At 69.8% G+C, this 13,820-nt stretch carries 13 protein-coding genes; 8 read left to right on the top strand and 5 right to left on the bottom strand.

The features are described 5' to 3' along the window. Positions 1 to 2 precede the first annotated feature (2 nt). Genes ACQPYZ_RS17655 through ACQPYZ_RS17635 form a run of 5 tightly spaced genes read left to right on the top strand, consistent with a single transcriptional unit; the run spans position 3 to position 5,787 of the window. A complete protein-coding gene (locus ACQPYZ_RS17655; protein ID WP_433169510.1) occupies positions 3 to 713 on the top strand; it encodes an LppX_LprAFG lipoprotein in 711 nt (236 codons plus the stop codon). Next, positions 710 to 2,383 carry an MFS transporter gene (locus ACQPYZ_RS17650; RefSeq protein ID WP_433169508.1) on the top strand — a complete coding sequence of 558 codons (1,674 nt, stop codon included), beginning with the start codon at positions 710 to 712 and terminating at the stop codon, positions 2,381 to 2,383. Before ACQPYZ_RS17655 ends, ACQPYZ_RS17650 begins: the two co-directional genes overlap by 4 nt. A gap of 46 nt (positions 2,384 to 2,429) precedes the next feature. Continuing rightward, positions 2,430 to 3,371, top strand: coding sequence for a sucrase ferredoxin (locus tag ACQPYZ_RS17645; protein ID WP_433169506.1), 942 nt, complete (start codon positions 2,430 to 2,432; stop codon positions 3,369 to 3,371). Next, positions 3,368 to 3,865 (top strand): beta-class carbonic anhydrase, encoded by a 498-nt coding sequence (locus tag ACQPYZ_RS17640; protein ID WP_433169504.1) that lies wholly within the window; start codon positions 3,368 to 3,370, stop codon positions 3,863 to 3,865. The genes ACQPYZ_RS17645 and ACQPYZ_RS17640 overlap by 4 nt, the downstream gene beginning before the upstream one ends. Positions 3,866 to 3,921: 56 nt before the next feature. After that, the gene (locus ACQPYZ_RS17635) at positions 3,922 to 5,787 is read left to right on the top strand and encodes a beta-L-arabinofuranosidase domain-containing protein (protein WP_433169502.1); all 1,866 of its coding nucleotides are present in this window, start codon (positions 3,922 to 3,924) and stop codon (positions 5,785 to 5,787) included. A gap of 54 nt (positions 5,788 to 5,841) precedes the next feature. On the opposite strand, the gene ACQPYZ_RS17630 is transcribed toward ACQPYZ_RS17635, so the two are convergent. Beyond that, positions 5,842 to 6,141 carry a hypothetical protein gene (locus tag ACQPYZ_RS17630; RefSeq protein ID WP_433169500.1) on the bottom strand — a complete coding sequence of 100 codons (300 nt, stop codon included), beginning with the start codon at positions 6,139 to 6,141 and terminating at the stop codon, positions 5,842 to 5,844. Positions 6,142 to 6,201: 60 nt separating this feature from the next. Here ACQPYZ_RS17630 and ACQPYZ_RS17625 point away from each other — a divergent pair, with 60 nt between their 5' ends. Beyond that, complete coding sequence (locus tag ACQPYZ_RS17625; RefSeq protein WP_433169498.1) at positions 6,202 to 6,831, top strand: TetR/AcrR family transcriptional regulator; 630 nt, start codon at positions 6,202 to 6,204, stop codon at positions 6,829 to 6,831. Between the two features lie 21 nt (positions 6,832 to 6,852). Here ACQPYZ_RS17625 and ACQPYZ_RS17620 read toward each other — a convergent pair whose 3' ends face one another. Then, on the bottom strand, positions 6,853 to 7,641 hold the full coding sequence (locus tag ACQPYZ_RS17620) for a carbonic anhydrase (RefSeq protein WP_433169496.1): 789 nt from the start codon (positions 7,639 to 7,641) through the stop codon (positions 6,853 to 6,855). A gap of 131 nt (positions 7,642 to 7,772) precedes the next feature. Here ACQPYZ_RS17620 and ACQPYZ_RS17615 point away from each other — a divergent pair, with 131 nt between their 5' ends. Further along, complete coding sequence (locus ACQPYZ_RS17615; RefSeq protein ID WP_433169494.1) at positions 7,773 to 9,065, top strand: hypothetical protein; 1,293 nt, start codon at positions 7,773 to 7,775, stop codon at positions 9,063 to 9,065. A gap of 135 nt (positions 9,066 to 9,200) precedes the next feature. On the opposite strand, the gene ACQPYZ_RS17610 is transcribed toward ACQPYZ_RS17615, so the two are convergent. After that, the gene (locus ACQPYZ_RS17610) at positions 9,201 to 9,845 is read right to left on the bottom strand and encodes an HAD family hydrolase (protein ID WP_433169492.1); all 645 of its coding nucleotides are present in this window, start codon (positions 9,843 to 9,845) and stop codon (positions 9,201 to 9,203) included. Positions 9,846 to 9,949: 104 nt separating this feature from the next. On the opposite strand from ACQPYZ_RS17610, the gene ACQPYZ_RS17605 reads away from it, so the two are divergent. Then, positions 9,950 to 10,984 carry an RNA polymerase subunit sigma-70 gene (locus tag ACQPYZ_RS17605; protein ID WP_433169490.1) on the top strand — a complete coding sequence of 345 codons (1,035 nt, stop codon included), beginning with the start codon at positions 9,950 to 9,952 and terminating at the stop codon, positions 10,982 to 10,984. Positions 10,985 to 11,026: 42 nt separating this feature from the next. Here ACQPYZ_RS17605 and ACQPYZ_RS17600 read toward each other — a convergent pair whose 3' ends face one another. Both ACQPYZ_RS17600 and ACQPYZ_RS17595 read right to left on the bottom strand, forming a co-directional pair. After that, complete coding sequence (locus ACQPYZ_RS17600) at positions 11,027 to 11,590, bottom strand: dihydrofolate reductase family protein (RefSeq protein ID WP_433169488.1); 564 nt, start codon at positions 11,588 to 11,590, stop codon at positions 11,027 to 11,029. Between the two features lie 82 nt (positions 11,591 to 11,672). Beyond that, positions 11,673 to 13,757: a DNA gyrase/topoisomerase IV subunit B gene (locus tag ACQPYZ_RS17595; protein ID WP_433169486.1), complete on the bottom strand. Its 2,085-nt coding sequence runs from the start codon at positions 13,755 to 13,757 to the stop codon at positions 11,673 to 11,675. Between the last annotated feature and the right edge of the window lie 63 nt (positions 13,758 to 13,820).

Here is a 13,820-nt window from a genome sequence, read left to right as displayed (position 1 = left end):
ATATGAAGAGACTGCTCGCGCTCGGCGCGGTGCTGGTGCTGGCGCTGGCAGGCTGCACCGACGACAAGAAGGACGCCGACGGCGGCAACGGTCAGCCGGGTGACGATCCGGTCGCGCTGCTGACGGCGGCCAAGCAGACCATCGACGAGGCCGCCAGCGTGCACATCGTGCTCACCGGGCGGGACCTGCCGGAGAACGCGCAGACCCTGGCCAGCGGCGACGGCGTGGCCACGCACGCACCGGCGTTCAAAGGCAAGCTGACCGTGCGGGCGGCCGGCTCGCCGATCGACGCCGAGGTGGTCGCGGTCGGCAGCAAGGTCTACGCCAAGCTGCCGTTCACGGCGAAGTTCGTCGAGCTGCCGCCCGAGCAACTGGTCGGCCTCGGCGCCCCGGACCCGGCGATCCTGCTGGATCCGGACAAGGGCCTGACGTCGGTTCTGCCGACGCTGAAGGACCCGAAGATCAAAGGTGAGACCCGCGACGGCGCCAAGGTGCTGACCGAGGTCACCGGCGCGGTCCAGGGCAAGTCGCTGCAAGGCATCTTCCCGAAGGCCCCGGCCGACCAGGACTTCCCGAGCACGTTCAAGATCGACAAGGACTCCAAGCAGTTGGTGTCGGCAACGATCACCGGCCCGTTCTACGACGGCGCCACCAGCAGCTACGACGTCACCCTGGACCGGTACGGCGAACAGGTCGAGATCACCAAGCCGTGACCGCCGACCCGTCCGTGGGCCGGCCGAGGGTCCGGCTCACGCTCGCCTCGATCGCGGTCGCGTTCGCAGCGGCCGACACCTACGTCGTCGTCCTGGCGCTGCCGGACATGATGGCCGGCGCCGGGCTGTCCGCGGACGAGTTGCAGCGCGCCGCGCCGATCATCTCCGGGTTCCTGCTCGGGTACATCGCGGTCCTGCCGCTGATCGGGCGGATCGCGGATGTCGTCGGCCGGACCCCGGTCCTGGTCGGCGCCCTGGTGCTGTTCGCGGTCGGGTCGCTGATCACGGCCGGTGCGTACGACCTCTCGCTGATCGTCCTCGGCCGCTTCCTGCAAGGTGTCGGCGGTGGTGGGCTGGTGCCGGCCACGTTGGCCCTGGTCGCCGACCTCTGGCCGGCCGATCGTCGCGGCCTTCCGCTCGGTGTGGTCGGCGCCGTACAGGAGCTCGGGTCCGTGCTGGGGCCGCTGCTGGGCGCGTTGGTGCTCGCGGTGGCCGACTGGCGGTACATCTTCTGGCTGAACCTGGTCGTCGCAGTGGTCCTCGCCGTCCTGCTCCGCGGCCGGCGGCCACCGCCAGTGTCCGCGGCTGTCGGCTTCCTGGCGTGTGTCGCGCTGGGGCTGACGTTGACGGCACCCGAGCGGCTGGCGACCGGCGTCACGCTCGGCATCCCGTTCATTCCGTTCGCCGGTGACTCCCGGCTGCTCACTCCGATCGGCGTCGTCACCGCTGTCCTCTTCCTGCTGTGGTTCGCGCTCCTGCTCCGCAAGGCCCGGCTACGGGAGACGCTCGCGCAGGTGGATCTCGTGGGCGCGCTGCTGCTGGCGCTGGCACTCGCCGGTGTCGTCCTGGCGTTCGCGACCGCCGATCCCGAGCGCGAGTTGATGGCACCCGCGGGGCCGTGGTTGCTCGTCGGGGCAGCCGTCTTCGCGGTGGCGTTCGCCGGCTGGCAGCGGCGTACGGAACGGGCGATCGTGCCACACGGGTTGCTCGGACCGCGGCCGGCCTGGGGTTCGCTGGTGGTCAGTTTTCTGGTCGGCTGTGCGTTGATCGCGGCGCTGGTCGACGTACCCGTGTTCGCCCGGACGACCCAGGGTGGCGGGCAGTTGGCCGCGGCCTTGGTGCTGCTGCGGTTCCTGATCGCCCTGCCCGTCGGTGCCGTCGTGGGCGGGTGGCTGACGCGGCGGTACGGGCTGGGGCTGATCACGGGTGGTGGGCTCGCGCTGGCCGGGGCGATGTTCGTGGCGATGACGTTCTGGGGGCGCGACGCACTCGATCACTGGCCGGCGACCGTCGTACTGCTGCTGTGCGGCTTCGGTTTCGGGTTGGCGTTGTCGCCGGTCAACACCGCGATGCTCGGCGCCACTCCCCCGGACACCCACGGCCTGGTCAGCGCGCTCGTCGTGGTCGCACGGATGGTCGGCATGCTCGTCGGGGTGTCCGCGCTCACCGCGATCGGCCTGCGCCGGTACTTCGCGATCGTCGAGGACGTCCCGTCGCCGAACGAGCTGTGTCCGTCGTCCCCCGGGTCGTGCCGCCCGTTCGTCGACGCGCTCCGGGACGCGGCCGTTTCACAAGTTCACGCGATCTTCGCCGGGGCCGCCGGCTGCGCGTTCCTGGCCGCCGTTCTCGCCGTACTGCTGCTCGGGAAACGTGGCGTTGTGCACAGATGATGGTCATCGTGCCGGAGACCCGTGCCGGCTGCCGTACGGTGATGAGGTGACCGCACGACTCGACGCGACCGGCCGCCCGGGCCTGTGCTCGACGTTCTGTCGCGAGTTGCGTGAGCCACTGCCCGGCACGGCGGCCGTCGCCAGTGGCTGGGTCGTCGTCGAGCAGCCGGGCCCGTGGGGCGCCAAGGCGCCGACGCAGAGTCACCTCGATCCGGAGTTCGGCGGCACGTTCGACGCCGCGTGCAAGAAGGCGGACGTCCGGTTCGGGCTGATCCGCTCCCCCGGCCGGCACCCGGATCCCGACGGCCGGCCGCACCAGGTGTACGTCGCCTCGACCACACCCGGCCGGACCTGGTTGCTGGGGGCCGGGGTCGCCGACGCGCGCGAGCTCTCCCGGCTCGATCTGGACGCGGTCCGCCGCGGTGACCTGGCCGCGGTCACCGCGTCGCTGCCGTCGCTGACGGTGATCGACGAGCCGGTGATGCTGGTGTGCACGAACGGGAAGCGGGACGAGTGCTGCGCGGTGCTCGGCCGGCCGCTGGTCAAGGCGCTGTCCGCGGTCGCGCCGGGCCAGGTGTGGGAGGCGAACCACCTCGGTGGGCACCGGTTCGCCCCGACCGCTACGCTGCTGCCGGCGGGCACGATGCACGGTCACCTGACCGCCGCGAGCGCGGTCGCGGTCCTCGAGGCCGGCCGTCGCGGCGAGACCGTGCTGACCGGGTTGCGCGGACGGTCGACCTGGACCAAGTCGGGCCAGGTCGCGGAGATCGCCGTCCGCACGCTCACCGGAGAGCTCGCGCTGGACGCCCTCAGAGTCGTGGGCGAAGACCTGGGAACCGTGATCGTGGCGCACCGCGACGGCCGGTCCTGGACCGTGCCGGTCACCAGCGCGCCCGCCGATCCACCTCGTCCGGAGTCCTGTGGAAAGGAGCCGTTCGCCATGTCCATCCTGCATGCCGGAACCCCAGTGCCGGGTGACGCCCGATGACCAGCGGATTCGAAGACCTGCTCGCCGCCAACGCCGACTACGCCGCCGACTTCCACTACGGCGGGTTCGACGGCATCGCGCACGCCGGGGTCGGGGTCGTCACCTGCATGGACTCGCGCATCCCGCCGCTGGAGATGCTCGGCCTGAAGCCGGGGGACGCGAAGGTGCTGCGCAGCGCCGGCGGCCGCGTCACCGAGGTGACCCTGTCCGGGCTCGTGCTCGGCGTCCAACTGCTCGGCGTCCGCCGGATCATGGTCATCCCGCACACCCGCTGCGCGATGGCGGCGATGTCGGAGGACGACCTGCGCGCCAAGGTGGAGAAGGCCGCCGGCAAGCCGGCCGGGTACCTGCCGATCCACGTCATCCCCGACCAGCTCGAGGCCCTCCGCCACGACGTGACCGCGGTGCGCGAGCACCCGCTGATCGGCGACGACATCCTGGTCGGCGGCTTCATGTACGACGTCGACACCGGCCGCCTCACCCAGATCGTCTGACCGCCCGCCGCCGCGCGGATCGCCCCGTCCCGCCCCGACCCGAGGAGCTGCCGGCCGTGCCGGGTACCGAACTGTTTCCGCCCGCCCTCCGCCCGTTGCCGCTGACGACCCTCCGCCCGCGCGGCTGGCTGCTCGAACGTCTCCGCCTGCAGGCCGACGGGATGGCCGGCCACCTGGACGAGTTCTGGCCGGACATCGCCCGCAGCGGCTGGATCGGCGGTGATGCCGAAGGCTGGGAACGCGGACCGTACTGGCTCGACGGCATCACCGGGATCGCCTACCTGCTCGACGACGACCGGCTCAAGGCGAAGGTCCGACGCTGGGTCGACCACATCCTCGAGCACCAGCACCCGGACGGCTGGTTCGGTCCGCGGTCCGGCGAGGCGACGTACGCCGACCATGACGTCTGGCCGAGGATAATCGTGCTGAAAGCGCTGCTGCAGCACCTGGACGCGACCGGCGACGAGCGCGTGATCCCGGCCGCGCTGCGGTTCCTGCGGCTGCTCGACGTACACCTGGACGAGTGGCCGCTGCAGGAATGGGCGCGGTCGCGGTGGACGGACATCGTCTGGGTGATCAACCAGCTGCACGACCTCACCGGCGAGGACTGGCTGCTGCCGCTGGCGGTGAAGTGCAGGGCGCAGGGCTTCGACTGGTTCGGGTACGCCGACGACCTGCCGTACCGCGAGAAGGTGACCGAGGCGACGCTGCTCGAGCTCAAGGAGCAGTACGACGGCAACTGGATGAACGACGTCTACCTGTCGTCCCACGGCGTCAACATCGCCATGGGCCTGAAGGCGATGCCGGTCTGGTGGCGGCACTCCGGCGACGACCAGCAGACCCGGCTGCTGCGGATGATCTCCGCACTGGACGAGTACCACGGCCAGCCGAGCGGACTGTTCAGCTGCGACGAGCACCTCGCCGGCCGCCATCCGAGCCAAGGCACCGAGACGTGCACGGTGGTCGAGCACCTCGCCTCGCTCGAAGTCGCCCTCGAGTCCTGGGGCGCGGTCGAGCCGATCGCCGACCTGGTGGAGCGGCTCGCGTTCAACGCACTGCCCGCGAGTACGTCGGCCGACGAATGGGCGCACCAATACGTCCAGCAGGCGAACCAGGTCGTCTGCCACGTCACCGAGGACCGCGTTTACACGAACAACGGACCGGACGCGAACCTCTTCGGCCTCGAGCCGCACTTCGGCTGCTGCACCGCCAACCGGCACCAGGGCTGGCCGCGCTTCACCACCCACCTCTGGATGCGGTCCGACGACGGTGCGCTTACGGCACTCTCCTACGCACCCTGCTCAGTCGAGTACGACGGCCTGGCGGTCGACGTCTCCACGTCGTACCCGTTCGAGGACGACGTGGAGATCAGCGTCCGCGGATCGGGCCGGCTGCGCCTGCGCATCCCGGGCTGGGCGGTGGACGCGACGCTGACCACCGACTCCGCGCCACCGGTCGAGCTCGCGCCCGGCTCCGTCCACGAGGTCGCGGTATCAGGTGGCCAGACCTTGCGGCTTCACCTCGGGGCTGACGTCCAGGCGGTCGAGCGGCCGCTGGGTGCGGTCTCCTTCCAGCGTGGGCCGCTCGTGTTCTCGTTGGCCGTGCCGGAGAAGTGGATCAAGCTCACCGGCGAGGAGCCGCACGCCACCTACGAGGTCCACCCGACCGCCGCCTGGAACTACGCCGTCGACCCGGCCAGCGCCGAGCTGCACCGATCGGCTGCTGACGGGCACCCGTTTACAACCTCGCCCGTCCGGCTCCAGGTCACCGGCCGCCTGGTGCCGGACTGGACGCTGGAACACGGCGCAGCCGCCGCACCCCCACCCAGCCCGGTCACCACCACCGGCCCCACGGAAGACCTGACCTTCGTCCCCTACGGCACCGCCAAACTCCGCGTCTCCGAGCTCCCCACAACCCTCTGACTCGGCCGGGACCCGTCAGCCGCCAGGTCGAACCCCGGTCCGGAACGCACCGCGTCAGAGCTCGTCGACCACCGCGATCTCGTCGACGACGGCCGAGTCCTGCTTGACCAGCTCGAACGCCTGCTTCACCTCCGGCATCGACGGCACCAGCTCCCGGACAGCCTTCAGCGTGTCCGCCGAGTCCCAGCGCCACACGCCGACCCACTGACCGTTGTCGAGCTGACCGAGCCGCGCCTCGGTCAGCCCCGCCTGCGCGGCCCGGACCGCCCCGACCAGAGCCGTGTGCCGGCTCCGCACCTCCTCGACCGTCGCCGAGTCGACCGCCTCGAACCGTGTCACTGCGATGAGCGCCATGACTAGAACCTTTCACTAGAGTTTGTTTATAGCGAATGAATCTAGAGATAGACTCTAGTCATGACTCCTGTCAAGCGGCTCAACAAGCGCACCGAGAAGGCCCAGGAGACCCGGCGCCGGATCATCCAGGCCGCTACCGACCTGTTCGTCGGGGACGGGTACGGCGCGACCAACCTCCAGGACGTCGCCGACCAGGCCGGTGTCGCCGTCCAGACGATCTACTTCGTCTTCGGCAACAAGCGCGCACTGCTCAAGGAGCTGGTCGACGTCACCATCGCCGGCGACAGCGAGCCGATCGCGACCATGGACCGTCCCTGGTTCACCGAAGCCGTCGCCGCCCCGACCGCCGAGGAGCTCCTGGCCCGCTACGTACCCGGGTCGAGCGCGGTCCTGGAGCGGGTCTCCCCGATCATGCGCGTCCTCGAGGCCGCCGTCGCCAACGACCCCGAGGTCTCCACGCTCTGGCCGCAGGACCAGGACATGCGGTACGTCGTCCAGCGCGCGGCCGCCGAGGCCCTCGTCACCAAGCCCGGCGCCCGCGAAGACCTGACCGCCGACGAGGCAGCCGACCTCCTGTACGCGATCCTCAGTCCCGAGCTCTACCTGCTCCTGGTCCGCAACCGCTCCTGGTCCCACGACACGTGGGTCCACTGGGCCACCACAACCCTCACGACCCAGCTCTGCGTGTAGCCAGTCCGCGGTGTGAGGTGGCTAGCTGATGGTGACCTTGCCGGTGTCGAGTTCGTAGTACGCACCGACGAGTTTGAGCTTGCCGGACTTCTCCAGCGGACCGATGACCGGGGACTGACGGAGCTTCGCCAGGGTCAGCTCGACGTTCGCGTGAATCGCGTTCGTCAGCCGATCCCCCGGCTTGCCCGCGACCTGCCGGACCGCCGGAGCCAGCGACTCCACGAGGTACCCCATCTCGCCGGCCTCCGCCGTACGCTGACCGGCGTCCACCGCCTTCATCGTGGCGGTCAGCGCCCCGCACCGCTGGTGACCGAGCACCATCAGCAACGGCGTGTGCAACTCGGCCACCCCGAACTCGAGGCTGCCGATCACCGAGTGGTCGAGGGCCTCGCCGGCACTTCGTACGACGACCAGGTCGCCGAGCCCCTGGTCGAAGACCAGCTCGATCGGCACCCGGGAGTCCACGCACCCGATGACCGTCGCGAACGGCTCCTGTCCCTTGCTCACGGCAACGCGCCGGGCGACGCCCTCGTCCAGGTTCTCCTCGCGGTCGGCGACAAAGCGGGCGTTCCCGTCCAGCAGCCGCTGCAGCGCTTGGTTGCCGTCCACAACAGGTGGCGGACTCGGTGGGTTCGTGCCGGCGGGCTGCGCCGGCGGGCCGGCCGACGTCGTACCGTCGTCCGCGCAGGCGGTCAGGGCGGCGGTGCCGGCTCCGGCGACGAGAGTAGTGTGCAGGGCGGTGGTCAGGAACCGGCGCCGCGAGGTGACGGGCGTTCCGGCGACCGGCCGGCGACGAGACGTGATGCTCAACGATCTGCTCCTTCAGAAGGCGGCGTGGGCGATCACCGCCTTCTGAAGGTAACCCCTTGCATACTGTCTGCAATACCCGGGGGTGTTCGGAATGTCTCGGCGCAGGCGCCGGGATCTGATAGACAGCCGTTATGAGACTCCGCCCCAGCTCGTTCTCACGCTCCCTGCTCATCGGCGCGATCGCGCTGACCACCGCCCTGACCGGCGCCCCCACCGTGCACGCCGCCCCGGTCACCGGCTGCCTCGACAGCGGCGTCCAGGGCACCGTCGAGGAGCAGCGCCTCGACAACGGCATCGCCGGCGGTCCGTCGGTCCCGGCCGAGATCCTCGACCGCTCCGGTTTCGACCGGCACGTGGAGCTCTTCAAGCGGCTGCTGTGCGCGGCGCCGAGCTCACGAGCCGCGGCGGTTCTCGTCCGCATTCAAGGCGAAGCTCTCTGGCGTACGGCGACCCATCGTGCGCAGCACCCGCAGACCGCACCCGGCGCCCTCCCGGCGACCGACGACCGCGGCCTGTACTGGGCCCGCATTTCCATGGCGCTTGCCCTCCGCCAGTGGCAACCCCGCTTCGACCTCGGTACGGCGGAACGCGCCGGGCTGATCAGGTCACTCGAGTACACCTCTCGCGGGATCACCGGCACCTGGTTCGCGCCCGGCGTACGCAAGATCCTGGTCACCGGGTTCGACCCGTTCACGCTCGACGCGGACATCCGGATCGGCAACCCGTCCGGTGCCAACGCGCTCACGCTGGACGGACGGCGCTGGGTGGTGAACGGGACGACGTACCAGATCCAGACAGTGGTCTTCCCGGTCCGGTACACCGACTTCAACGAGAACATGGTCGAGAACGCCCTCGCGCCGCACTACCGCCGAGGTCCGCAGCGGGCCGATCTGGTCATGACCGCCAGCCAAGGCAGGGTGGGCATCTTCGACCTCGAGGTGTTCAACGGCCGGCGCCGGTCGGTCAGCTCCATCGGCGACAACAACAACCTCTGGGGCGGCGGCACAACGAACGCGCCGGTCGTCTCCCCCAGCATGCCGCCCGGTCCGGAGTGGCTGACGTCGAGCCTGCCGCTCGCGCGGATGGCCCAGGCCGACGTCGCGCCGTTCCGGATGCGCGTGAACACCTCGGTCCTGGAGATCCCGGCCGGCCAGACCGCGCCGGTCCGGCGACCCGACGGACCGACCGAGGGCTCGATCGCCTCCGAGGGCGCGGGTGGCGGCTACCTGTCCAACGAGGTCGCGTACCGCAACACCCTGCAGCGCGACCTGCTCGACCCGTCCATGCCGGCCGGCCACCTGCACGTCCCGGTGCTGTCCTTCGACCCGGCGAACACGACGGCGATCACGGACCCGACGTACGAGGCCAACCGCGAAGCGATCGTCCAGGGTGCCCACACGACGTTGCGGGCCGCATTGAGCTGACGCGGCAATGTCGACATTGTCGACACTTCGACATTGCGCTGGGAGTGATCAGTTTTCTGATCACCCCCAGCGTCGTAGTGATCAGCAAACTGATCACTACGAGCGCACACCGGCCCGGATCCTGACCGCTCCAGGTCAGCTCGCGAGGATGACCGGGAAGGCGTCGAGCACCGAGTCGAAGTGATGGTCGGCCCGCGGCGTCTCCACCTGGTGGTTCCGGCCGATCCTGATCGTTCGCAACCCGGCGTTGATCCCACCCGCGACGTCGTACGACGGGTGATCGCCCACCATCCACCCACCGTCCAGCGTTACCCCAGCACCCTCAGCCGCGACGGAGAAGATCCGGGCGTCGGGTTTGCGTACGCCGGCCGCCTGCGAGATGCAGCAGTAGTCGACCGCACCGGCGATCCCGGTGTGCTCCAGCTTCGCGGTCTGCTGGACGACGTTCCCGTTGGTGACCACGGCCACCCGCCAACCCGCCGTACGCAGGGAGGCGATCCCGTCCAGGACCGCCTGCTCGACCCAGGTGAACGGTGGATGCTCCACGTCGTACGCGGCCACCAACTCCTCGACCGACGACCGCACCCCGAACGCGTCCCGAAAGCCACCGAACAAGGCTTCCCGCGCGCGGAACCCGCCGTTGTCATGAGCAACCAGCCAGGCGACGGCGTCCTCCCCCAACCCAGCCCGCCCCACCCACCACCGGGCCCACGCCACGAACGCCCCGTCCCGATCGATCAGCGTATTGTCCAGATCGAAGCAGGCGAGCCGAGACGTCATACCCGCATCATCGCCGATCGAGCTGTTCAGCATTGCACCGATCAGGAATCGCCCGCCGCGTCGTCAGTTCTTCAGCCCCCGCACCGGTGGAAGGATTGATGACCATGACCGACTCCAGGCCGCACGGCACCGACGCGTTTCTCGCCGCGGTCCGCTCAGGCGATTCGGCGCGGTTCGCGCTCATCACGGAGCGCCACCGGCGTGAGTTGCAAGTGCACTGCTATCGGATGCTCGCGAACTTCGAGGATGCCCAGGACCTGACGCAGGAGACGTTCCTGCGAGCGTGGAACAAGCGGGAGTCGTTCAAAGGCCAGGCCGCGCTGCGGACGTGGCTGTACCGGATCGCGACGAACGCCTGCCTCGACTTCCTCGAGAAGCGCAACGACCGCACCCCCGTGCCCGCCGGGCTGCCGGACTCCGGCTCCGACGAGGTGCTATACCTGCAGCCCTACCCCGACCGGATGCTCCCCGAGGACCCGCAGGAATCGGTGGTGGCCCGGGAGACGATCGAGCTGGCGTTCATCGTCGCCGTCCAGCACCTGCCGCCGCGGCAGCGGGCGGTGTTCGTCCTGCGCGACGTCCTCGGCTGGCCGGCGTCGAAGGCCGCCGACGCCCTCGAGCTGACCGTCGCATCGGTGACCAGCGCACTGCAGCGGGCGCGTACGACGATGCGCGAGCAACTGCCCGACCGCCGCCTCGATTGGCGGAGTCCCGCCACCCACGAGCTGTCGAGCGACGAGCGCGGGGTGGTGAAGTCGTACATCGACGCCCATGAGCGCAACGACCTGGACGGCCTGGCGTCCCTGCTGCGCGACGACCTGCGCTTCGCGATGCTGCCCGAGGCGGGAACCTCGGTGAGCACAGCCAAGGACGCGGTGGACGGCTGGGTCTCCGGTGGGCTCTTCCAGCGCGGGTACGACGACTGGCGCGGCATCACCACGACGGTCAACCGCATGCCTGCCGCCGCGCTGTACCTCCGCACGCCTGACGACCCGACGTACCGGCTGTTCGCCATCTCGGTCCTGCACATCGTCGACGGGAAGATCGCCGAGCTCACCGGCTTCGACGCCGGCGGCAAACCATGGCTGGGCATACCCCCGGCCCTGCCATCGGACGAAGTGCCCGAGAGCCGGGGGTGAGACGCCAGACCTGGCCTTAACGGCCGAGCAGCAGGTCCGTGCTCATCGCCTCGTCTCGTAGCGGGTCAGCACCACGCCGTCCGGAAACGTCCGGGTCTCCACCAGGGTCAGGTTCACCCAGTTGTCCAGGGCCGTGAAGAACGGCGTACCGCCGCCCACCAGGACCGGCGCGGTGGCCAGGATGTACTCGTCGATCAACCCGGCCCGCATCGCGGCCGCGGCGAGCGTGGCGCCGCCGATGTCTATCGGGCCGCCGTCCTCGGCCTTGAGCCGGGTGATCTCGGCAACCGCGTCGCCGGTGACCAGGCGAGCGTTTCCCTCAACCGTGCTGATCGTCGAGGAGAACACCACCTTCGGCATCTCCCGCCACCGGCGCGCGAACTCGGCCTCCGCCGGCGTGACACCGGGCTGCTGGTCAGCGGTCGGCCAGTGGGGATTCATCGTGTCCCACAGCTTCCGCCCGTACAGCGCCAGACCGGTCGCCCCCACCCGGTCCGACCACCACTGAAACAACTCATCGCCCGGCGCACTCCACCCGATGTCGTCACCCGGCGCGGCGACGTACCCGTCCAAGCTCACGTTCATCCCAAAACTCAGTTTCCGCATCCCACCAGCCCTCTCGTGAGTAGATCTCCCACGTACAGACGACCCCCACGCGAAAACCTCATCGGTCCACGACCTGGGTTGCTCAGACGTCGATGCGGGTTTCGTCGAGTTCGTAGGCGCCTTGGACGAGGAATTCCTTGCGGGGGGCCACGTCGTTGCCCATCAGGAGGTCGAAGACGGTGGCGGCGGCTTCGCCGTCGTCGACGGTGATGCGGCGGAGCGTGCGGTGGCGGGGGTCCATGGTGGTTTCGGCCAGTTGGTCGGCGTCCATCTCACCGAGGCCCTTGTAGCGCTGCGGTGGCTCTTTCCAGCGGACGCCCTTCTTCATCAGCTCGGCCGTCTTCCGCTGGTACTCCGCGTCGCTGTAGGTGTACAGGTACTTCTCCTGGCCCTTCTTCGGGTTCGTCAGCTCGAACCGGTGCAGCGGCGGTACGGCGGTGTAGACGCGACCCGCGTCGACCAGGGGGCGCATGTACCGGAAGAAGAGCGTGGCCAGCAGGCAGCGGATGTGGGCGCCGTCGGAGTCGGCGTCGGCCATGAAGATGATCTTGCCGTAGCGGACCTGCTCGAGGTCGAAGCTGCGGCCCGAGCCGGCGCCGACGACCTGGATGATCGACGCGCACTCGGCGTTCTTCAGCATGTCGCCGACCGACGCCTTCTGCACGTTCAGGATCTTGCCGCGGATCGGCAGTAGGGCCTGGAACTCCGAGCTGCGGGCGAGCTTCGCCGTACCGAGCGCCGAATCACCCTCGACGATGAACAGCTCGGACCGGTCGACGTCGTTGCTGCGGCAGTCGGCCAGCTTGGCCGGCAGGGCCGACGACTCCAGCGCGGTCTTGCGCCGCTGAAGCTCCCGGTGCTGACGCGCGGCCACCCGGGTGCGGGAGGCGGCGACCACCTTCTCCAGCACCGCCCGGGCCTGCGCCTTGTGCTCGCGCTTGTTCGAGGTCAGGAAGGCTTCGAGCTCCTTCTGCACGACCTTCGCGACGATCCGCGAGGCCGCCGGCGTCCCGAGCACCTCCTTGGTCTGTCCGTCGAACTGCGGCTCGGCCAGCCGGACCGTCACCACCGAGGTCAGGCCCTCGAGGACGTCGTCCTTGATGATCTCCTCGCCGTTCTTCAGCAGCCGGGTGCCGTCGAGGGCGTTGGTGAAGCTCTTCGACAGCGCCCGCTCGAAGCCGGCCACGTGCGTGCCGCCCTTCGGCGTAGCCACGATGTTCACGAACGAGCGGAGCTCGGTCTCGTACCCGTCGCCCCAGCGGACCGCGATGTCGACCTCCAGCTCACGCTCGACGTCGGTCGGGGTCATGTGCCCGGCGTCGTCGAGCATCGGCACGGTCTCGGTGAAGTTCCCGGTGCCGGTCAGCCGGATCACGTCGGTGACCTTCTGGTCGGTGGCCAGGAACTCGCAGAACTCGCTGATCCCGCCGTCGTGCTTGAACGACTCCTCGGTGACCTCGTCGCCGCGCTCGTCCCGGATCACCAGCTCGAGGCCCGGCACCAGGAACGACGTCTGCCGCGCCCGGGTGACCAGCTCGTCGTAGTTGAAGGACGCGTCCCGGGTGAAGATCTGCCGGTCGGCCCAGTAGCGGATCCGGGTGCCGGTGACGCCCTTCTTCGCCCGGCCGGCCTTGCGCAGGCCCTTCGCCGGGGTGAAGGCCGCGCTCGCCCCCTCGCCGTCGAACTCGCCGGCCACACCGCGCCGGAACGAGGTGGTCCAGACCGTGCCGCCGCGGTCGACCTCGACATCGAGGCGCGCGGACAGCGCGTTCACCACCGAGGCGCCGACACCGTGCAGACCGCCGGACGCGTTGTACGAGCCGCCGCCGAACTTGCCGCCGGCGTGCAGCTTGGTGAACACGACCTCGACACCGCTGAGCTTGGTCTTCGGCTCGACGTCGACCGGGATGCCGCGGGCCCGGTCCTTCACCTCGACCGACCCGTCCTTGTACAGCACGACATCGATCCGGTCGCCGTGCCCGGCCAGGGCCTCGTCGACGGCGTTGTCGATGATCTCCCACAGGCAGTGCATCAGGCCGCGGCTGTCGGTGGACCCGATGTACATACCCGGCCGTTTCCGGACCGCCTCGAGTCCTTCGAGGACGAGCAGGTGACGGGCGTTGTACGTCGGGTCGAGCTCGGTACTGCGAGGCGTCGGGGCGGCCACTGGGCTCCTTCACGGGTTCACACGCTGACTGCACAGCGTCCAGGACCGGCCGGGTCCGAACGC

It is taken from the genome of Kribbella sp. CA-247076, assembly GCF_050942445.1.
Lineage (GTDB): Bacteria > Actinomycetota > Actinomycetes > Propionibacteriales > Kribbellaceae > Kribbella.
This window is presented reverse-complemented; position numbering and strand designations above follow the sequence as displayed.

What these genes read in the sequence shown, in the direction of transcription:
- ACQPYZ_RS17655 (WP_433169510.1), top strand. Translation starts at nt 3, where the DNA reads ATGAAGAGACTGCTCGCGCTCGGCGCGGTGCTGGTGCTGGCGCTGGCA.
- ACQPYZ_RS17640 (WP_433169504.1), top strand. Translation starts at nt 3,368, where the DNA reads ATGACCAGCGGATTCGAAGACCTGCTCGCCGCCAACGCCGACTACGCC.
- ACQPYZ_RS17630 (WP_433169500.1), bottom strand. Translation starts at nt 6,141, where the DNA reads ATGGCGCTCATCGCAGTGACACGGTTCGAGGCGGTCGACTCGGCGACG.
- ACQPYZ_RS17625 (WP_433169498.1), top strand. Translation starts at nt 6,202, where the DNA reads ATGACTCCTGTCAAGCGGCTCAACAAGCGCACCGAGAAGGCCCAGGAG.
- ACQPYZ_RS17615 (WP_433169494.1), top strand. Translation starts at nt 7,773, where the DNA reads ATGAGACTCCGCCCCAGCTCGTTCTCACGCTCCCTGCTCATCGGCGCG.
- ACQPYZ_RS17610 (WP_433169492.1), bottom strand. Translation starts at nt 9,845, where the DNA reads ATGACGTCTCGGCTCGCCTGCTTCGATCTGGACAATACGCTGATCGAT.
- ACQPYZ_RS17605 (WP_433169490.1), top strand. Translation starts at nt 9,950, where the DNA reads ATGACCGACTCCAGGCCGCACGGCACCGACGCGTTTCTCGCCGCGGTC.
- ACQPYZ_RS17600 (WP_433169488.1), bottom strand. Translation starts at nt 11,590, where the DNA reads ATGCGGAAACTGAGTTTTGGGATGAACGTGAGCTTGGACGGGTACGTC.